Below are 18,733 nucleotides of genomic sequence, written 5' to 3' on the forward strand. Positions count from 1 at the left end.
GATTGGTGACAGCCTTTGCGCGAAAAGCGCGAATTATCTGCAGCTTTACGACGCAGCCTTTAATCCCGACAATAATCATCGGGACTGTTCGTCGCTCCGGTTCCAAGCTACATGAGGTCAGTACCCACGTCAGGCACCGACAACGCAATGGACAAGACACTCATTTCCTGGAGCGCCCTATTGGTTGCAGCGATTTGCCTGCTGCCCATTGTCGGCGTAGTCGCGGCTGCTGCGTTTGGCAGTGTCGATACGCTGGTGCAGCTGACCCAGACAGTCCTGTGGCGCTACACCTGGACGACACTTGTTCTGGTCGTGCTGGTGGCAGCAGGCAGTATCGTTATAGGCAGCGTAACAGCGTGGTTGGTCGTCACGAGTGAGTTTCGTGGACGCCGCATTCTGGAAATTGCGCTGGTCGTACCGCTCGCATTTCCGGCCTATGTGCTAGCCTACGCCTATACTGACGTCCTTGATCATCCGGGCATCGTTCAAAGCACGTTGCGTGCGGTTATGGGATGGGGACCACGGGATTATTGGTTTCCTGAAATCCGATCGCTGGGCGGTGCAAGCCTGATGCTGACGCTGGTTCTGTACCCCTATGTGTATCTAATGGCGCGGACGGCGTTCATCTTGCAGGCCGCGACGCCATTTTATGCGGCCCGCTCTTTGGGACATTCGCCGCTTTGGGCTTTTGTGCGGGTTTCTTTGCCCATGGCTCGCCCCGCCATCGCCGCCGGCGCCTTGCTGGTTGTCATGGAAACCATCGCTGATTTTGGCACCGTTGCGCATTTCAGTGTCCAGACCTTTGCAACCGGGATCTACACCAGTTGGTTTGGGTTGGGGGATCGCGGCGCCGCGGCGCAATTGGCGCTGGGCCTGCTGACCTTTGCACTGCTGGTTGCCGGGTTGGAGTATATGAACAGGGGCCGGGCCACCTATGCGACACGAGGGCGGCAGGAAACTTTCGTTCGATTTCAGCTGACCGGCGGGAAAGCCCTGTTAGCGCAAATTGCCTGCGCCTTGCCTGTTCTGCTGGGGGTCGTTCTGCCTGTCGTTACCCTGTTCCTGATGGGTATGAGATCTGAACAGGACATTTTCAGCCCGCGCTATCTGAGGTTCATTCACAACTCGCTGATGTTAGCCGTGATTGCCGCAGTCCTGACCGTCGCAGCGGCGGTTATGCTGGGCACGTTCAATCGCGTGTATTCCGGGCGTGCATCGCTGGCAGCGCTGTTTGTTGGGCGGTTGGGCTATGCAGTGCCGGGCGGTGTGATCGCCGTAGGCTTGTTGGTGCCCTTTGCCAATTTCGACAACTGGTTGGATGCCCGGATGGAAAGCTGGTTCAACGTGTCGACCGGATTGCTGATTTCAGGATCTATCTGGCTGATGATTGCGGCCTACATGATCCGGTTTCTGGCAGCGGCCATCGGATCCTATGATAGCGGCCTTTCCACCGTGACGCATAATGTGGATGCGGCGTCCCGGGTGCTTGGCCGGACGGCTTGGGGGACTGTGCGCAGCATTCACCTTCCGGTGTTGCGGGGCAGTATTCTGACGGCCTTGCTGATCGTGTTTGTCGATACCGTAAAAGAGCTGCCTGCGACCCTGATCCTGAGGCCGTTCAACTATGACACGCTTGCTGTGCAAGCGTTCAGATTGGCGTCTGATGAGCGATTGGAGGGGGCGGCCGTCCCGAGCCTGATGATTGCAGCGATTGGGCTGCTTCCGGTCATCCTGCTATGCATGCGCATCGGAAACCGACAAGGCCGCTAAAGCAAAAGGCGCGCCAAATGGCGCGCCTGCGTATTGTTGAATTTCAGAAGAACGTTCAGTTCCAGCCAGCCTGTGCCAGAATGCGCTGGGCGGTTTTGATGTTCTGGGCAATGTCGGATAACGGAATGTCGTCTTCCTTGAAGTCGCCCAAGGCCTGCACCGACTCGGCCAGTGGTGCGCCCTGAACAACCGGGTATTCGTCATTGCCAGCAGAGAAATAATCCTGTGCCTGTTCCGAGGCGAGATACTCGAGAAACTTGATGGCGTTGTCCCTGTTCGGGGCATGTGTCGCAACCCCACCGCCTGAGATGTTGATATGGGCGCCGAAGTCATCCTGGTTGGGGAAAACCCAGCCAATGGTATCGATGCTGTCGGAAACGCCGGAAACATCACGGCGCAGCGCGCGGGCGAAATAGTAGGTGTTGGACATCGCAATGTCGCACTCACCCGAAACGATCCCACGCAACTGGTCTGTATCACCGCCCTGTGGCTTGCGGGCAAAGTTGCCCACAACGGCCTCGGCCCAGTCAGCTGTGGCCTCTTCGCCCAAGTGTGCAACCATCGCAGCGACGATGTTCTGCGTATAGACGTTCGAAGACGACCGGATGCAAACCATGCCTTCGTACTCTGGCTTGGCCAGATCCTGATAGGTCATTGGCGGGTTTGAGACATCGTTTTTGTCATAGAACAGGATCCGTGCGCGCTTGGAAAAGGCAAACCACTGGTTTTCGTTGTCCTGCAGATTTGCCGGAATCTTTGCCTCTAGCACATCACTGTTGATCGATTGCAAAAGCCCAAGTTCCTTGGCGCGTGTAATCCGCACCGTGTCCACGGTCATGAAAACATCAACTGGCGAGTTTTTGCCTTCAGCCGTCATGCGGGCAATCAATTCATCGGCCTTGCCTTCGATGCGGTTGATGGTGATGCCGGTTGCATCCTCGAAGTCGGAATAAAGACGTTCGTCTGTATCATAGTGACGGGATGAATAGAGGTTCACGACATTGTCTGCACTGGCTGCGCTGGCGGTGGCTGCAACGGCAATCGCGATGACAGATGTTAGGCTTTGCATCGGAGTATCCTGATTTTATTAACTTACTGTTTTTGTCAATTACAGGAAATCCTGACAAGGGCAAGCCTTTCTGACAAAATTACTCAGAATAAATCCGGGCCGAAGAGTTCTGGTGAAAAACAGTCTTGATCCGATGAGGCAGTCTCGACTAAAGAAATTGCAGGGACAGGCGATGGCGTCGCCGCCGATCCAGATCGGTTATTCCCAAACCCACCATCCTGAACGCCGGGATCTTGCTTTGCCGTTTTGCGGTGAGGGAAGGTTCCCCTTCGCTCCTCGCGCCTAAGCGGCTTGAACAGGAGACAAACGATGGACGGAACATCCAACCTGACACCAAACGCACTGCAGCGCCCTGATTTCTATCGGTTTCACCAAGGCGAAAAGACACTGCCTTTTGCCGATGCAGAATACGAAGCCCGCCTGAAAGGACTTCGGGCGATCATGGCCGAACAAGGGATCGACGCTTGTGTGCTGACATCGATGCACAACGTGTCCTACTACTCGGGCTTTCTGTACTGTGCCTTTGGTCGGCCCTATGCGCAGGTCGTGACGCCGACAGACACGGTCACGTTCAGTGCAGGCATTGATGCGGCCCAGCCTTGGCGGCGGTGCTACGGCGACAACATCACCTACACGGATTGGCAGCGGAACAACTACTGGCGCGCCATTCTTTCTGTCACAGGACAGGGCAAGACAATCGGTTTTGAGGGTGACCATCTGTCCATCGCACAGATGGCTTTGCTGGATGATTTCCTGAAACCGGCAAACAAGATCGATATTGCTCCGGCCACGATGACACAGCGGTTCCACAAATCGCCCGCAGAACTCGAACTGATCCGCGCAGGTGCGGCGACAGCTGACGTTGGCGGCTATGCGATCCGAGATGCCATCAAGGCAGGCGCGCGCGAGATCGACGTGGCAATGGCTGGGCGTGATGCAATGGAGCTGGAAATTGCACGGCGGTTTCCCGATGCGGAATACCGTGACACATGGGTTTGGTTTCAATCAGGGATCAACACGGATGGTGCCCATAACCCGGTGACGGCGCGGGCATTGCAGCGCGGTGACATCCTCAGCCTGAACACTTTCCCGATGATTTCGGGCTACTATACAGCCCTCGAACGCACGCTTTTCGTCGAGACGGTTGATGACGCATCGCTGGCGGTCTGGGAAGCAAACGTCGCTGCCCACGAATACGGCATGAGCCTTCTGAAGCCCGGCGTGTCCTGCGCCGAGGTCACGCACAAGATCAACGACTTCTTTGCTGAGCGTGATCTGCTTCAGTACCGCACCTTTGGCTATGGTCATTCGTTTGGTGTGCTGAGCCATTACTACGGGCGTGAAGCAGGGTTGGAACTGCGTGAAGACATCGACACGGTGCTGGAGTCGGGGATGGTCATCTCGATGGAGCCGATGCTGACCATTCCGGAAGGCCAAGCCGGAGCAGGTGGCTACCGCGAACATGACATTCTGTTCATTACTGAAGACGGCAATGAGAATATCACCGGCTTCCCCTATGGTCCTGAACACAACGTCGTCGGCTAAATCAGCCGGTCCGCCGTACCTGAAAGCCGACTGGGCGTTAACGGGTACGGCGGCGCCTAACTGGATGGGTAGACCTGGCCAGAAATCAGCGGCGACGCCCCTTGGTTCCATAAGGGGTTTCGCCGTAGCGGGCCTTGAAATGCCTGCTGAACAAATCGGTGGAATTGAAGCCAGCCGCTGTTGCCACTTCCATTACGGTCATATCGGTTTCCACCAGAAGGGCGCGTCCGCGCTCTAGCCGGATGTTGCGATAGACCGTGGCTGGCGGCTCGCCCATCATGGATTGAAACTGACGCTCCATCTGGCGTCGCGAAAACCCGGCATTCTTCGCGAGATCATCCAGCGTCAGCGGGTCTTCGATGTTGGCGTACATCCCCTGGATCACCAAAAGCAGTTTAGGATTTCTTGAATCCACAGCCGTCGCAATTGATGACCTTTGTTCCCGACGCCCTTTCAGATCAGGATCGTTCAAGCACATGTCGGCGACCAACACGGCAAAGTCCGTACCGTAGTCGCGGGCAATAATTCCCAGCATCATTTCCGTAGCGGCCGACCCGCCGCCACAGGTCAGCAGATCGCCATCTTCTTCAAACCGTTTGCGGGTGGGTTCGAGCATGGGGAACGCTTCGGCGAAGCCGGGCTGGTTTTCCCAGTGGAGCGTGAACCTTTTCCCTTCGAGCAGACCAGCCCGGGCCAAACTGGCCGCCCCTGTACAAATGCCGCCATAACGCCCGCCGAACCGCGCCCGTTTGCGAAGCTCTGCAATCGTGGAATCGCTGGCTGCTTCAAGGCCTGCATTGCCAGAACAGACAAAAAGATGGGCGGTGCGTTCAACCTCTGACAACGCGCCGTGCACTTCCATCGACAAACCAGAAGAGGACGGCACCGACTGGCCATCTTCGGAGACGACTTGCCAGCCATAGAGTGCCTTGCGGGACAGTTGGTTCGCGATGCGCAGTGGATCAAGTGCCGAACTGAATGCCAGCAAGGTAAAGCCGTCGAGCAACAAGAAGCTGAACCAGCGCGTATCGCGCGGGTTTTTCACAGGGAAGCTGAATGCACCGTCAGGTATGACAGGCTTTGGCTTGGGTTGCTTGGTCATGGCAGCTGACCGGGCCTAACCGTGCCGCAAAACAGGGAACCAGTCTTCCCGTAGATGTTGGCCGGCTGTCATGTCATGGCCCGGAAAAGGAGGCGACGTGGGGCCAGGACGCTCGACATAGCGCGCATCTTCACCGACCAGCCGAAGTGAGAATGCCCTGCGGCGCGCGCTGGTTTCATTTCCACGAGCGCCGTGCAGTGTCATGAAATTGAAAGCAACGGCATCGCCGGGCTCCATCGTCCATTCCCGAACCTCCATGCCTTCCGCGTCCGGGTCAGGCACGGGGCGATACGCATCCTCATCCGGGTAGAAACTTGTCTCGGCCAACCAGCGGGTAGGAAGAACAGGTCTGTCCCATTTGTGAGAGCCAACCACGCAGCGCAGCGAGGCGCTGTCCACGGGATCGAGTGGCGACCAGAAACTGATCGTGTGCTGACCTTCAACGAAGTAGTAAGGCCCATCCTGATGCCAAGGCGTCGGTTTGGATGTGCCGGGTTCTTTGACAAGCACATGGTCGTGAAACATCTGCACCCGTTTGCTGCCCATCAGATCACCCGCCACATCGGCTGCGGGTGAGTTCTGAATGACCTCGGCGAATTCTGGAATGCGCTCCCAATTGCAGTAGTCATCAAAAAAACGACCGGCTTCGCCTTCTTTCAGGTTTTCCGCGGCATAGGGGCCGGGTGCCTCCATGTTGCGGGCGACTCCGTCACGCAGTTGTTCCACATGGTCGCGAAACAGCCCTTTGACCAAAACAACGCCATCGCGCTGATAGTCGTCGATATGCTGCTGCGTCAGCAAAGGATGGGTCATGGTGATTACTCCGAGTCACGTCGTTTTGAGCATTGCGCGGCAAAGGCGCGGATGTCCATCAGGATGCTCAGAACGGTGGTCATAGAGGTTCGGGCATTCCCGGCGCTTGGCGCGTTTTCTATGTTGATTTCGAATTTGCAGACTGGCGATGTGACGCTGTAGCGATGCGTGTTGCCCGTCGCCTCGGGATCGGCGATCAGTTCCACTTGTAGCCTATCAAATCCTGCCCCGGCCAAGGCCAAAGCGGCTACAACATTCGCGTTTTTGGGAAATGCCAGCGTCGCTTCCCGGCCTGTTCCCTGAAAGAAGACATGGGGCTGACGCAGGTCGTTCAATGAGACGGATTCTTCTGCGCGCGATCCTGCCCAGGCCTTGGGCGGTTTGATCCCCTGATACATCACATCTACAGGGCCATCCGCCGAGCAGGCGCGGAGCAGATCCAACCCACCGATTGCACCGGACGGAAAAATCAACTGTGTGCCAGCGTTGTCTGCCGCTGACTGCAAAGCTGACAACAATTCTTGGTCGGCAAGAGCACCCTGTGAAGCCAGCATGAGTGCGGTGCCGGATTGAAGGACGTCAACTGCATAGGTCTGAACAGCGGAATGGCCTGCGCATTCAACGACCACATCCGGCTGGGCTGCAAGCAAAGCATCCAATGATTGGACCTGAGCAAGCCCTCGCGGCGCTTCAGGTATTGGAGAACGCGTCAGGGCCGTAACAGTGTTGATTGGATCTTCCGCGAGTCGTTTGTGCAGTTCTCGGCCTATGCTGCCAAATCCGATCAATCCGATGTGCATTTGCGCGCCTATTTTTTCCGGGCTTCACGAACCCATGCTACGATATACTGCCGCGCTTCATCGTCCATCTGAATTGCGTTTGGTGGTGGCATCGCGTGACTGAGTCCCGCTTGCAGATAGATCTGCTCGGCGTGGCGGGCCACATCACCGGGGGTTTCCAGATAGACCCCTTTGGGCGCCCAGTGCATGTTGCCCCAGACAGGTTCACGTGCGTGGCACATAGAGCAATTGCCGACAACCGTGTCATAGGCATCCTGAAAGCCTGCGGCTGACGCATAGGTCTGTTCGTAGGGTGTCAGCTCACGCGCTGCGGCCTGATCATAATCCTCTGTGCCAGAAGCGGTCGAAAGCCAGGCGATCACCAGCATCAGCAGAACCGTCACGCCCCATGTCCAATGTGGACCGGATCCCGTTTTGTGCATCGTGTTGAAGTAATGCCTGATCGTGACGCCGGTTAGGAAAATCAAACTGGCGATGATCCACGCATGTTGCGTCGCAAAGGCCAGCGGATAGTGGTTCGACAACATCAGAAATACGACAGGCAATGTCAGATAGTTGTTGTGGGTCGAACGCACCTTGGCGATTTTCCCGTACTTCGCGTCTGGGGTCCGGCCTGCTTTGAGGTCTGCCACCACAATGCGCTGGTTTGGCATGATCTGGAAAAACACGTTTGCCGTCATGATTGTTGCCGTGAACGCGCCCAGATGCAGCAGTGCTGCGCGACCCGTAAAGATCTGGTTGTAGCCCCAAGACATGATGACAAGGATCACGAAGAGCAAAAGCATCAGGATCGTCGGGTGATCGCTCAGCGATGATTTGCACATGGCATCATAGAGCAGCCAACCGATGGTCAGTGATCCGCCAGAGATCAAAATGCCCTGCCACAGCGCGAGATCTGCTTTGGTCGGGTCGATCAGATAAAGCTCGCCCCCGACCCAATAGATGATCATCAAAAGCGCCGCGCCGGAAAGCCAAGTGCTGTAGCTTTGCCATTTATGCCAGGTCAGATGCTCGGGCATACGGGCCGGTGCGACCATGTATTTGACGGTGTGATAAAAACCGCCGCCGTGCACTTCCCATTCTTCGCCGTGCGCGCCTTCGGGTAGCGCATCGTTTGGCTTTAGCATCAGGTCCAGAGCAATGAAGTAAAACGATGCGCCGATCCAAGCCATCGCAGTGACGACGTGCAACCAGCGAACGGAAAAGGCGATCCATTCCCACAAGATGGCCAGATCGTACATGGCGGGTCTCCCAAAATTTGAATGCTGATGCACACTATGCGCGTGAGGTTTGTTCTAGTATTGCTTGTAAAGATCAAGCAGCATCAAAAAAAACCGAATAATGTCCTATCTCGATAATATCCGCACGTTTGTTCGTGTCTATGAATTGGGCAGTATGTCTGCAGCCGGTCGAGATTTGCGCATCTCACCGGCCGTCACGTCTTCGCGGATATCACAGCTGGAAGAGCATCTGGGTGTCCGATTGTTCCAACGCACCACCCGCAGTCTGACGCCGACAGAGCAAGGGCAATCGTTCTATCGTGGGGCAACTGATATCCTTGAGGCGGTCGAAAGCGCCGAAGCGCAGATCGTCAACATCACTGAGAACCTGCGCGGCTCGTTATTCGTTGCGGCCCCGTTGGGTGTCGGGCGTCGGTTGATCGCGCCGCAGGTGCCGGCGTTTCGGGCGCTCTATCCGGATATTGCGGTTCGATTGCGTCTGACCGACAGAAAGGTCGATTTGACGACCGAGGGGCTGGATCTGGCGTTCTTTCTTGGTAAGCCAGAAGACAGCAATCTGCGCATCCGGAAAATTGCAGATGTACAGCGGGTTTTGTGTGCGTCGCCAGACTACATCGCGCGGCGTGGCATGCCCCGTGACGGCGCTGATCTGATCGCCCAAAAGCATGAATGCCTGAACTTGCGGTTTCCTGGGGCAACAGAATTCCAGTGGCTGCTCACGACCCCTGACGGCCCCAAACGGTTCCGTGTCTCGGGCCACTACGAATCTGATGACGGGGATGTTTTGACGGATTGGGCGCTGGCGGGGCAGGGTGTCGCGATGAAGCCTGTTTTCGAGATCGCCGATCACCTCAGCGCTGGCCGTCTGGTGCCGGTGGCCGAACAAACGCCGCCCGAACCCATCCAAATGGCCTGCCTTTTCACACACCGCCGCATGCAGGATCCCAAGACTCGTCTTTTTATGGAATTTGTCATCGACCGGATCGAAAAGGCAGTCGCGATTCAGGGGTGAAACCGCACGAAGGGAGATCGAGACATGAGCCTATTCCGCCAGCTTCAAAAGAGGCAGGAAGACCAAAGGCCAATCCGCGTCGCCGTGATCGGTGCCGGAAAATTTGGCACCATGTTTCTTGCTCAGGCACTGCGTCTGCCCGGTGTGCATGTTGTCGGGATCGCCGATCTGAATGTTCAGGTGGCCAAGTCCAACCTTGCCTTGGCTGGTTGGCCGGATGAGCAGTACAGCGCCAGTTCCCTGAATGCCGCGATCCAATCCGGTCAGACCTATGTGGTCGACGATGCCAACTTGCTGATCGGTGCGCCGGTCGTGGATCTGGTTGTCGAATGCACGGGCAATCCGATTGTGGCTGTAGACCATGTGATGGCGGCCTTTCGTAACGGTAAGCCTGTTGTCAGCGCCACGGTCGAGGCTGATGCCCTGTGTGGCGCAGCGCTGGCGCAGAAGGCCCGCGAACATGGTGTCGTCTACTCGATGGCCTACGGCGATCAACCAGCATTGGTTTGCGAACTGGTTGATTGGGCGCGCACCTGCGGTTTTGAAGTCGCCGCCGCGGGCCGTGGGCATAAATGGAAACCGGAATACCGCTTTTCCACCCCTGAGACAGTTTGGGATCACTGGGGTCTGACACCAGAGCAGGCCGAGCGCGGGCGGCTGAATCCAAAGATGTTCAATTCGTTTCTGGATGGGACCAAACCCGCCATCGAGTCCGCCGCCATTGCCAATGCCTGTGGACTGGATGCGCCAAGCGAAGGGCTGCTCTTTCCATCAGGCTCTATCGACGATTTGCCGAACCAGATGCGACCCGTCCAAGAAGGGGGCGTTCTGGAAGGCCATGGTATGGTGGAAGTGCAAAACTGTCTGGACGCGGACGGTGATCAGATCGGCTATGACATTCGGATGGGGGTGTTCGTCTGTGTCAAAGCGGTCACCGACTATCAGAAGCACTGCCTTGAGGAATACAAGGTTCGAACCGACGACAGTGGCATTTACATGTGTGCCTACAAGCGCTGGCATTTGATTGGTCTGGAACTGGGGATGTCCGTTGCGAATGTCGGCTTGCGGGGTGAATCCACCGGGACGGCAGACAGTTTCCGTGCAGACGTTATCGCCGTTGCCAAGCGGGATTTGGTTCCAGGCGAAATGCTGGATGGCGAAGGCGGCTATACTGTCGCGGGCCAGTTGCGTCCAAGCGCAATCTCGGTGCCCGCTGGCCTGCTGCCACTCGGGCTCGCTGGTGGGGTAAAGGTCTTGCGTCCTGTCAAGGCTGACCAGCCACTGACATATGAGGATGTCGAAGTTGATACTTCGCTGACTGCCTATCAGTTGCGACGCAGCGCAGAGGCCATGCTGAGTGTCTAGTCAGCTGCCGCGGTAGGTGCTCATGCCGTAGGGCGACAGCAGCAATGGCACATGATAATGCGCGTCAGCGTCTGACATGCCAAAGCGAATGGGTACCTGATCAAGGAACAGGATTTCACCATTGGCCTGACCTGTCTCGCGCAGGTATTCGCCCGCAAAGAAGATCAGCTCATAGGTGCCAGTCTTGAACTGATCGGCGGGAAGAATTGGGGCATCCGTACGCCCATCGCTGTTCGTGACGGTTTCAGCAATCTTGCGATGCGAATTTCCGGACACCCGGTAAAGCGCAATTTTGATGCCCTGTGCAGGACAGCCACGCGCGGTGTCCAGAACATGTGTTGTCAGATAGCCCGTCATTTCAGCATCTCCTGTCGCTCTGCGTGTATCTAGGACATTAATACACAAAGACACAAAGAGGCTGTGCCAGAAGGCTCCTTTTAGTTTTTTTTGAAAAACAAAGAAGATTATCTGGTTTAAGCATTGACCCAATAAAAGGATCTCGCACGTGAAACGTTATCCCCGCGACATGACAGGCTATGGTCGTTCTGTGCCAGACGCACGATGGCCCAATGGTGCAAAAATCGCCGTTCAGATCGTTCTCAATTACGAAGAGGGTGGCGAGAACAATGTTCTGCATGGCGACGCCGCGTCAGAGGCTTTTCTGTCAGAAATTACCGGGGCTGCTCCGTGGCCGGGGCAACGGCATTGGAACATGGAGACGATCTACGAATACGGCAGCCGTGCCGGATTCTGGCGGCTGCATGAAATGCTGAAAGACCTGCCAATCACAGTCTACGGCGTTGCCACCGCTTTGGCACGCGCGCCACAACAACTGGCGGCGATGAAGCAGGCCGGATGGGAGATCGCCAGTCATGGCTTGAAGTGGATCGAGCACAAGGACATGGACCCCGAAGAAGAGCGGGCCCAGATCCAGGAAGCAATCCGTCTGCATACAGAAGTCGTCGGTGCGCCGCCACGTGGCTGGTACACGGGCCGCTGTTCGATGAACACAATTGAGCTGGCAGCCCAAGAGGGCGATTTTGCCTATATTGCGGACAGCTACTCGGACGATCTGCCCTATTGGATGCAAGCAGGGGGCAAGTATCAGTTAATCGTTCCCTACACCATGGATTGCAACGATATGCGTTTTGCGATTCAGGCCGGGTTCACCAACGGCGATCAGTTCGAAAGCTATCTTAAGGACAGCTTTGATCTGCTCTATGCCGAGGGGCAGGCGGGCGCGCCCAAGATGCTATCAATTGGGCTACATTGCCGTTTGGCAGGTCGTCCGGGCCGTGCGATGGCGCTCAAACGCGCGATCGAGCACATGGCAGGGCACGACGGCGTCTGGTTTGCCACTCGGGAACAGATTGCGGACCACTGGGCCGAAACGCACCCACCGTCGCAGGCTCTGCGCCCCTCTGACATGGATAAGCAGGCCTTTGTCGATGCCTTTGGGGGCATTTTCGAACACAGCCCTTGGATTGCCGAAGGCGCCTATGCACTGGAGCTTGGACCAACGCATGATAACGCGGCCGGTGTCCACAACGCGCTGGCCCGTGTTTTCCGTACAGCAAGTGAGGAAAAACGTCTTGGCGTTCTGAACGCGCACCCGGATTTGGCGGGTAAATTGGCTGCGGCCGGTCGGTTGACGGCAGAATCTACAGCCGAACAGGCGGGGGCTGGACTGGATCTGCTGACCGACGAGGAACGCACGACCTTTACCCAGCTCAACGAGACCTACACATCCAAGTTCGGGTTTCCATTTATCATCGCAGTGAAGGACAACACCAAATCCAGCATACTCGAGGCGTTCCATCGCCGGATCGACAGTGACCGGCAGACGGAATTTGCAGAAGCATGTAGGCAGGTTGAACGGATTGCGGAACTGCGTCTCATCGAGAAGTTTGACGCATGAGCGCGCGTATAAAAATACAGCCTTTGACCGCCGAGGGTTTTGCCCCGTTTGGCGATGTGCTGGACGTCAGTGGAGACCCGGACAAGATCATCAATCAGGGAATGTGTGGTCGGTATCATGACCGTGCCGTTCTCGATTTTAACGATGGCCGCGCCGGGATCAGCCTATTCAATGCAAAGCCGCGGGATCTTCCGCTGAAGCTTGATCTTGTTGAACGGCATCCGGATGGCAGTCAGGCCTTTCTACCCATGAGCCAAGAGCCGTTTCTTGTAGTGGTCGCGCCTGATGAGGATGGCACGCCGGGCCAGCCGATCGCATTCCGCACGCAGCCTGGACAAGGCATCAATTTTCACCGCGGGACGTGGCACGGTGTCCTGACGCCGCTGGCCGCGCCCGGCCTGTTTGCCGTTGTCGACCGGATTGGCGAAGGGCCGAACCTGCAGGAGCACTGGTTCCAAGAGGACATCTACATAGACGATTAGCCAAGGCCAGCATCAGGTCCAGTGGACTGGTGCTGGCAAAATCAAGCCGCCGAAGACCCCAAAGGGCATGGCGCATCAGGGAGGGACAAACACCATGACTGACACATCCATCGGAACGCCGGAGCAGCTCCGCGATCCAGACTACACACCACCAATTGCAAAGGCGGTACCGCTGGGAATTCAGCACGTGCTGGCAATGTTTGTGTCTAACGTCACGCCTGCAATCATCGTTTGCGGCGCGGCGGGTTTCGGTTTCGGCTCTAACAGCCCTGATTTTCCGCAAATGATCTACATGATCCAGATGTCCATGTTCTTTGCTGGCATCGCGACGCTGTTCCAATCCATTGGAATCGGTCCGGTTGGCGCGCGTTTGCCCATCGTTCAGGGCACCAGCTTTGCGTTCATTCCGATCATGATCCCTTTGGTGGCCGGAAAGGGCGTTGATGCCATTGCGGTGCTGATGGGCGGTATCGTGGTGGGTGGATTGTTCCACGCGTTTCTGGGCCTGTTCATAGGGAAGCTTCGGTTTGCCTTGCCGCCTTTGGTTACGGGTCTTGTCGTTACAATGATCGGTTTGGCCTTGGTCAAAGTGGGCATTCAATATGCCGCCGGCGGTGTGCCAGCGATTGGCAAGCCAGAGTATGGATCGCTGATTAACTGGAGCATGGCGGGCGTGGTAATTCTGGTTACTCTGGGCCTGAAGTTCTTTGCCCGTGGGATGCTCTCCGTTTCAGCGGTGTTGATCGGCCTGCTCGTCGGCTATGTGTTTGCCTATCTGATGGGTGAAGTGAACCTCGGAAACGTTGGTCGTGCTGCCTCTTTTGCACTGCCCAACCCTCTGCACTTTGGCATGGAATTCTCAGTGGCGGCTATCATTGGCTTTTGTCTGATGTCTTTTGTCTCGGCTGTTGAAACTGTGGGCGATGTGTCTGGTATCACCAAAGGTGGCGCAGGCCGCGAAGCGACCGACAAAGAGATTCAGGGCGCGACCTATGCAGACGGTCTGGGCACCGCGATCTCGGGTTTCTTCGGAGCATTGCCGAACACGTCCTTCAGCCAGAATGTCGGCTTGATCGCCATGACAGGTGTGATGAGCCGCATGGTTGTTACGATCGGGGCTGTGTTCCTGATTGTGTGCGGCCTGATCCCCAAGATCGGCGCTATCATTTCCTCTATCCCGATCGAAGTTCTGGGTGGCGGTGTCATCGTGATGTTTGGCATGGTGGTTGCAGCGGGTGTCTCGATGCTGTCCGACGTAAACTGGAACCGCCGCAACATGGTAATCTTTGCGATTGCCTTGTCTCTCGGCCTCGGTTTGCAGCTTGAGCCGGGCGCGCTTCAGCACTTGCCAAGCACGCTCAAGGTATTGGCCACATCCGGCATCCTGCCAGCAGCATTGATCGCAATCGTGCTGAATCTGGTTCTGCCGCAGGAGCTGTCTGGCGAAGCGACTGAAGAGGTCTCAGGCGGTTTGTCCGGCAAGGGTGACGGCAGCCTGTCTGGCTAAAGCCGGATACCAAGGTGTAAACCTTTGGTATGAAAGACAAAGCGGCCCGTTTTGGCGGGCCGCTTTTCAGTTTCTGGTCTTTGTATCAATCGTGCCGGTCTGGATTGGCGCGTCCTTGCGAACGATCACCCGCCCAAACGCAACGGCATGTGGCGGTTCACATCCTTGTAGAGAAGGTAACGGAACTTGCCGGGCCCACCCGCATAGCAGGCTTGTGGGCAGAAGGCGCGCAGCCACATGTAGTCGCCTGCTTCGACTTCGACCCAGTCGTTGTTCAGCCGGTACACCGCTTTGCCCTCAAGCACGTACAGCCCGTGTTCCATAACGTGGGTTTCCAGAAATGGAATAACGGCTCCGGGTTCAAAGGTGACGACCGTGACGTGCATGTCATGCCGCATGTCGGCTGGGTCTACGAAACGGGTTGTTGCCCACTTGCCGTCGGTACCCGGCATCTCTGTCGGTGCGATATCGTTTTCGTTTAAAATCAGAACATCCGGTTTGTCGAGGCCTTCCACAGGAACGTAAGCTTTGCGAATCCAGTGAAAGCGCAGTGGTTCACCGGAGGTGTTGCGCAGGGTCCAAGGGCAGGATGGTGGCAGATAGGCATATCCACCGGGGGTCAAACTGTGAGTTTCACCGTCGGCAACCAAGGTTGCGGTTCCGTCGACGACAAACAGTACGCCCTCGGCGTCGGGGTCCGTTTCTGGCCTGTCAGATCCGCCACCCGGAGAGACTTCCATGATGTATTGCGAAAAGGTTTCGGCAAACCCGCTGAGAGGGCGAGAGATCACCCAAAGCCGTGTTGATTCCCAGAAGGGAAGAAAGCTGGTTGTGATGTCGCGCATCGTGCCTTTGGGGATGACCGCATAGGCATCGGTAAAGATCGCGCGATCTGTCAGCAGCTGCGTTTGGTCCGGGTGGCCGCCGTGAGGCGCGAAGTATGAATTGTTCATGAATGCTCCAGCTGGAAACGGGGCGTTGAGTTTGAATCTATTTGCCCGTGACATCACAAACCACCTGCAATGGGACAACAACTCTTTTCGGAGTATTTTGACAATTCGCCACGCTTCGAAAGGACACGCGGCGTGTTTGCAGGCTTTCGCGCTGTGACCATCGCCATGAATAAGCTGGCGATCCGGGCCACCAACCTTTGAGGAATGCTGCGATCGAGGCTGGACAGGCCCACGCCTGTCTGACAGCATTTGATCAAATTTACATCGGAGTCGCGTGATGAAAGACGAGAACTTTCTGAAGGAAAACAACGCCCGTCAGCTTTGGCATCCCATGGGTCACCCGCGCGAGTCCCAGGAACATCCGCCGAAAATCATAACCAAGGCGCATGGCGTAAAGATTACAGACATTGACGGACATTCCGTGGTGGATGCGGTTGGGGGTCTGTGGTGCGTCAATCTCGGGTATTCGAACGATCGCATCAAAGAGGCAGTTTCTGCACAGATGGTCGATTTGCCCTACTATTCGGCGTTCGCCGGGAGCACGAACCCAGCAGCGATCGAAGCGGCTTATGCCGTGCAGGCGTTCTTTGCCGAAGATGGTATGGAGCGCGTTTTCTTTACTTCTGGTGGTTCGGATTCCGTCGAAACCTGCCTGCGCCTTGCACGGCAATATCACCGACTGCGCGGCGAACCGACACGCACCAAGTTCCTTAGCCTGAAAAAAGGGTACCACGGCACTCATTTTGGTGGCGCATCGGTAAACGGAAACAACCGGTTCCGCATCAACTATGAACCGCTGATGCCGGGCTGTTTCCATATCCCGTCTCCTTACACCTACCGTAACCCGTTTCACGAAACGGATCCGGCCAAGCTTGCCCAGCTGATTGCGCAGAGCATGGAAGATGAGATTGCCTTTCAGGATCCGTCAACCATAGCCGCGTTTATCATGGAGCCGATCCAAGGGGCGGGTGGTGTGATCGTGCCGCATGAAACATTTATGCCGCTTATGCGCGACATCTGCGATCGGCACGGGATCTTGATGATCTCCGATGAGGTGATCACGGGCTTTGGCCGTACAGGGGATTGGTCTGGTGCGCGGCATTGGGGCGTGCAGCCTGATATGATGAGCACGGCCAAAGGTATCACCTCGGGCTATTTCCCGGTGGGTGCCGCGTTGATGTCTGGCAAGGTCGCCGAAGTGTTCGAGACCTCTGGCGCGGATGGCGGCATATATCACGGATACACTTACAGCGCGCATCCCGTCGGTGCTGCTGCTGTGATTGCCTGTCTTGAGGAAACGCTCAGGCTGGACACATGCGCCAACGCCGGACCGCGCGGCACACAGCTCTTTGAAGGGGTTCAGGCGCTGGCACAGAAACATGACATCATCGGCGACGTGCGTGGTGGGCATGGGTTGATGACCGGCATTGAGATCGTGTCTGACAAGGCCAGCAAAACTCCGATGGATGCTGAGACGATGAAGCGGATTCATCAGACAGCCTATGAGGCCGGAGCGATGGTTCGGTTGGGCATGCACAATATCCTCATGTCGCCGCCACTGACTATAAGTGAAGCAGAGGTCGATACCATTCTGGCTGCGCTGGATGCTGGCTTTGCTGCGGCATGAATTTCGGGTGATGCGTCAGGATTGACCGACAGCGCGCTCCTGTGAGCGCCGAACTGCGGGTTCCTGTCGCAGGCGGCAGAAAAGCGAAATCCAAAACCTATATTTTGCGGTGAAACACAACGCCACAAAGGTAGGTCCATGGACACGCTGATCCTGTCGCGCATCCAATTCGGTGCCAATATTTCGTTCCACATCCTGTTCCCGACGATCACCATCGCGCTGGGCTGGGTTCTTTTGTTCTTCAAGCTTCGTTTTGGCGCAACGGGGGACGAAAAATGGATGAACGCCTACCGGTTCTGGATCAAGGTTTTCGCCCTGTCCTTTGCCATGGGGGTTGTGTCCGGCATCACCATGTCGTTCCAATTCGGTACCAACTGGCCGGGCTTTATGGAAACTGTCGGCAATATCGCCGGCCCCTTGCTGGCCTATGAGGTGATGACCGCGTTTTTCCTTGAAGCGGTCTTCCTTGGCATCATGCTCTTTGGCTTTTCCAAGGTGCCGGGCTGGTTGCATACCCTGGCGACATTCCTCGTGGCTTTTGGCACGACCATGTCGGCCTTCTGGATCCTCGTGTTGAACAGCTGGATGCACACGCCGGCAGGTTTTGAAATGCGCGATGGCGTGGCCCATGCAACGGATTGGTTTGCGATCATCTTCAACCCGTCCATGCCCTATCGTCTGGTGCATATGCTTTTGGCCTCTGGCCTGACCGTGGCCTTTCTGATTGCAGGCATTTCGGCCTTCCGCTGGCTGATGCGGGACCGCTCTGAAGAGGTGCGAACTACGCTGCGTTTTGGCCTGACCTTGGGGGCTTTGCTGATCCCGTTGCAAATCCTTGCCGGAGACATGCACGGCCTTAATACCTTGGAGCATCAGCCCCAAAAGGTTGCAGCGATGGAGGGAAACTGGGAAACGCGCAGCAACGTGCCGCTTGTGCTGTTTGCCATCCCTGACGAAGAGGCGCGGGAAAACCGTTTTGAGATTGGCATTCCCAATGGCGCTTCGCTGATCCTCAAGCACAAAGCCGAAGGTATCGTGCCGGGCCTGAACGACTTTGTCGCCGAAGACGGCACAGTGCAGCACCCGCCCGTTGCGCCCGTGTTCTTCAGTTTCCGGATCATGATCGGCACAGGGGTTGCCATGCTGTTTTTCAGCTGGGCTGGGGTGGTTCTGATGCGCCGCCGCCGTGCCGGCGTGGAAGGGATACCCAAAATGATGTTGATCGCACTGGTGCCGATGGCTTTCTCGGGTTGGCTTGCGACGCTCGCGGGTTGGTACACCACCGAAATCGGCCGCCAGCCGTGGCTGGTTCAGGGGGTCATGACCACCAAGCAGGCGATTGCAGATGTGCCCGCGCCGATGGTGGCCTCGACGTTGTTTGCATACCTGACGATCTATGCGGTGCTGTTGGGCGCCTATATCAGCGTGATTTTCTATTTGGCAGGCAAGGCAGCCAAGGGTGAACCGGTGTCGGTGCGTCCTTCGGCCGGACAAGCAACCGCAAACGCCGTTGCAGCGGAGTAAATGAC

Annotated in this window: 16 protein-coding genes; 9 read left to right on the forward strand and 7 right to left on the reverse strand. The window is 56.6% G+C overall.

Annotation, left to right across the window (positions count from 1 at the left end; genetic code table 11):
- Nucleotides 1-147: 147 nt before the first annotated feature.
- The gene (locus PFY00_RS02770; protein ID WP_271430983.1) at nucleotides 148-1,770 is read left to right on the forward strand and encodes an ABC transporter permease; all 1,623 of its coding nucleotides are present in this window, start codon (nucleotides 148-150) and stop codon (nucleotides 1,768-1,770) included.
- A gap of 55 nt (nucleotides 1,771-1,825) precedes the next feature.
- Here PFY00_RS02770 and PFY00_RS02775 read toward each other — a convergent pair whose 3' ends face one another.
- Nucleotides 1,826-2,839 (reverse strand): extracellular solute-binding protein, encoded by a 1,014-nt coding sequence (locus PFY00_RS02775; RefSeq protein WP_271430984.1) that lies wholly within the window; start codon nucleotides 2,837-2,839, stop codon nucleotides 1,826-1,828.
- Between the two features lie 342 nt (nucleotides 2,840-3,181).
- Between PFY00_RS02775 and PFY00_RS02780 the strand changes: the two genes are divergently transcribed.
- A complete protein-coding gene (locus PFY00_RS02780) occupies nucleotides 3,182-4,384 on the forward strand; it encodes an aminopeptidase P family protein (RefSeq protein WP_271431449.1) in 1,203 nt (400 codons plus the stop codon).
- An 85-nt stretch (nucleotides 4,385-4,469) separates the two neighbouring features.
- On the opposite strand, the gene PFY00_RS02785 is transcribed toward PFY00_RS02780, so the two are convergent.
- Genes PFY00_RS02785 through PFY00_RS02800 form a run of 4 tightly spaced genes read right to left on the reverse strand, consistent with a single transcriptional unit; the run spans nucleotide 4,470 to nucleotide 8,340 of the window.
- Nucleotides 4,470-5,486, reverse strand: coding sequence for a GlxA family transcriptional regulator (locus PFY00_RS02785; protein WP_271430985.1), 1,017 nt, complete (start codon nucleotides 5,484-5,486; stop codon nucleotides 4,470-4,472).
- A 15-nt stretch (nucleotides 5,487-5,501) separates the two neighbouring features.
- Nucleotides 5,502-6,299, reverse strand: a complete 798-nt coding sequence (locus tag PFY00_RS02790; RefSeq protein WP_271430986.1) for a phytanoyl-CoA dioxygenase family protein — start codon at nucleotides 6,297-6,299, stop codon at nucleotides 5,502-5,504.
- A 5-nt stretch (nucleotides 6,300-6,304) separates the two neighbouring features.
- Complete coding sequence (locus PFY00_RS02795) at nucleotides 6,305-7,099, reverse strand: aspartate dehydrogenase (protein ID WP_271430987.1); 795 nt, start codon at nucleotides 7,097-7,099, stop codon at nucleotides 6,305-6,307.
- Between the two features lie 8 nt (nucleotides 7,100-7,107).
- The gene (locus tag PFY00_RS02800; protein ID WP_271430988.1) at nucleotides 7,108-8,340 is read right to left on the reverse strand and encodes a urate hydroxylase PuuD; all 1,233 of its coding nucleotides are present in this window, start codon (nucleotides 8,338-8,340) and stop codon (nucleotides 7,108-7,110) included.
- 100 nt (nucleotides 8,341-8,440) lie between these two features.
- Here PFY00_RS02800 and PFY00_RS02805 point away from each other — a divergent pair, with 100 nt between their 5' ends.
- Both PFY00_RS02805 and PFY00_RS02810 read left to right on the forward strand, forming a co-directional pair.
- Complete coding sequence (locus PFY00_RS02805; RefSeq protein ID WP_271430989.1) at nucleotides 8,441-9,352, forward strand: LysR family transcriptional regulator; 912 nt, start codon at nucleotides 8,441-8,443, stop codon at nucleotides 9,350-9,352.
- Between the two features lie 24 nt (nucleotides 9,353-9,376).
- Nucleotides 9,377-10,717, forward strand: a complete 1,341-nt coding sequence (locus PFY00_RS02810) for an NAD(P)H-dependent oxidoreductase (protein ID WP_271430990.1) — start codon at nucleotides 9,377-9,379, stop codon at nucleotides 10,715-10,717.
- Here the strand turns inward: PFY00_RS02810 and uraH are convergent, their stop codons facing one another.
- A complete protein-coding gene (gene uraH / locus PFY00_RS02815) occupies nucleotides 10,718-11,074 on the reverse strand; it encodes a hydroxyisourate hydrolase (RefSeq protein WP_271430991.1) in 357 nt (118 codons plus the stop codon).
- Between the two features lie 148 nt (nucleotides 11,075-11,222).
- Here uraH and puuE point away from each other — a divergent pair, with 148 nt between their 5' ends.
- The 3 genes from puuE to PFY00_RS02830 all read left to right on the forward strand — a co-directional run bounded on the left by puuE (nucleotide 11,223) and on the right by PFY00_RS02830 (nucleotide 14,624).
- Nucleotides 11,223-12,635: an allantoinase PuuE gene (puuE, locus tag PFY00_RS02820; RefSeq protein WP_271430992.1), complete on the forward strand. Its 1,413-nt coding sequence runs from the start codon at nucleotides 11,223-11,225 to the stop codon at nucleotides 12,633-12,635.
- Complete coding sequence (locus PFY00_RS02825) at nucleotides 12,632-13,117, forward strand: ureidoglycolate lyase (protein WP_271430993.1); 486 nt, start codon at nucleotides 12,632-12,634, stop codon at nucleotides 13,115-13,117. Before puuE ends, PFY00_RS02825 begins: the two co-directional genes overlap by 4 nt.
- A gap of 94 nt (nucleotides 13,118-13,211) precedes the next feature.
- Nucleotides 13,212-14,624, forward strand: coding sequence for a uracil-xanthine permease family protein (locus PFY00_RS02830; RefSeq protein ID WP_271430994.1), 1,413 nt, complete (start codon nucleotides 13,212-13,214; stop codon nucleotides 14,622-14,624).
- 125 nt (nucleotides 14,625-14,749) lie between these two features.
- On the opposite strand, the gene PFY00_RS02835 is transcribed toward PFY00_RS02830, so the two are convergent.
- Nucleotides 14,750-15,577: a bifunctional allantoicase/(S)-ureidoglycine aminohydrolase gene (locus PFY00_RS02835; protein ID WP_271430995.1), complete on the reverse strand. Its 828-nt coding sequence runs from the start codon at nucleotides 15,575-15,577 to the stop codon at nucleotides 14,750-14,752.
- Between the two features lie 277 nt (nucleotides 15,578-15,854).
- Here PFY00_RS02835 and PFY00_RS02840 point away from each other — a divergent pair, with 277 nt between their 5' ends.
- The gene (locus PFY00_RS02840) at nucleotides 15,855-17,204 is read left to right on the forward strand and encodes an aminotransferase class III-fold pyridoxal phosphate-dependent enzyme (protein WP_271430996.1); all 1,350 of its coding nucleotides are present in this window, start codon (nucleotides 15,855-15,857) and stop codon (nucleotides 17,202-17,204) included.
- Nucleotides 17,205-17,342: 138 nt separating this feature from the next.
- Nucleotides 17,343-18,728, forward strand: coding sequence for a cytochrome ubiquinol oxidase subunit I (locus tag PFY00_RS02845; protein WP_271430997.1), 1,386 nt, complete (start codon nucleotides 17,343-17,345; stop codon nucleotides 18,726-18,728).
- Nucleotides 18,729-18,733 lie beyond the last annotated feature (5 nt).

Origin of the sequence: Thalassococcus lentus (assembly GCF_028023555.1) — a bacterium.
GTDB lineage: Bacteria > Pseudomonadota > Alphaproteobacteria > Rhodobacterales > Rhodobacteraceae > Thalassococcus_A > Thalassococcus_A lentus.

Bases quoted from the DNA above. Each gene is read 5' to 3' on its own strand.
- PFY00_RS02805 (WP_271430989.1), top strand. From the start codon at position 8,441: ATGTCCTATCTCGATAATATCCGCACGTTTGTTCGTGTCTATGAATTG.
- PFY00_RS02830 (WP_271430994.1), top strand. From the start codon at position 13,212: ATGACTGACACATCCATCGGAACGCCGGAGCAGCTCCGCGATCCAGAC.
- PFY00_RS02790 (WP_271430986.1), bottom strand. From the start codon at position 6,299: ATGACCCATCCTTTGCTGACGCAGCAGCATATCGACGACTATCAGCGC.
- PFY00_RS02770 (WP_271430983.1), top strand. From the start codon at position 148: ATGGACAAGACACTCATTTCCTGGAGCGCCCTATTGGTTGCAGCGATT.
- uraH (WP_271430991.1), bottom strand. From the start codon at position 11,074: ATGACGGGCTATCTGACAACACATGTTCTGGACACCGCGCGTGGCTGT.
- PFY00_RS02810 (WP_271430990.1), top strand. From the start codon at position 9,377: ATGAGCCTATTCCGCCAGCTTCAAAAGAGGCAGGAAGACCAAAGGCCA.
- PFY00_RS02825 (WP_271430993.1), top strand. From the start codon at position 12,632: ATGAGCGCGCGTATAAAAATACAGCCTTTGACCGCCGAGGGTTTTGCC.
- PFY00_RS02785 (WP_271430985.1), bottom strand. From the start codon at position 5,486: ATGACCAAGCAACCCAAGCCAAAGCCTGTCATACCTGACGGTGCATTC.
- PFY00_RS02800 (WP_271430988.1), bottom strand. From the start codon at position 8,340: ATGTACGATCTGGCCATCTTGTGGGAATGGATCGCCTTTTCCGTTCGC.
- PFY00_RS02845 (WP_271430997.1), top strand. From the start codon at position 17,343: ATGGACACGCTGATCCTGTCGCGCATCCAATTCGGTGCCAATATTTCG.
- PFY00_RS02835 (WP_271430995.1), bottom strand. From the start codon at position 15,577: ATGAACAATTCATACTTCGCGCCTCACGGCGGCCACCCGGACCAAACG.
- PFY00_RS02795 (WP_271430987.1), bottom strand. From the start codon at position 7,099: ATGCACATCGGATTGATCGGATTTGGCAGCATAGGCCGAGAACTGCAC.
- PFY00_RS02775 (WP_271430984.1), bottom strand. From the start codon at position 2,839: ATGCAAAGCCTAACATCTGTCATCGCGATTGCCGTTGCAGCCACCGCC.
- PFY00_RS02840 (WP_271430996.1), top strand. From the start codon at position 15,855: ATGAAAGACGAGAACTTTCTGAAGGAAAACAACGCCCGTCAGCTTTGG.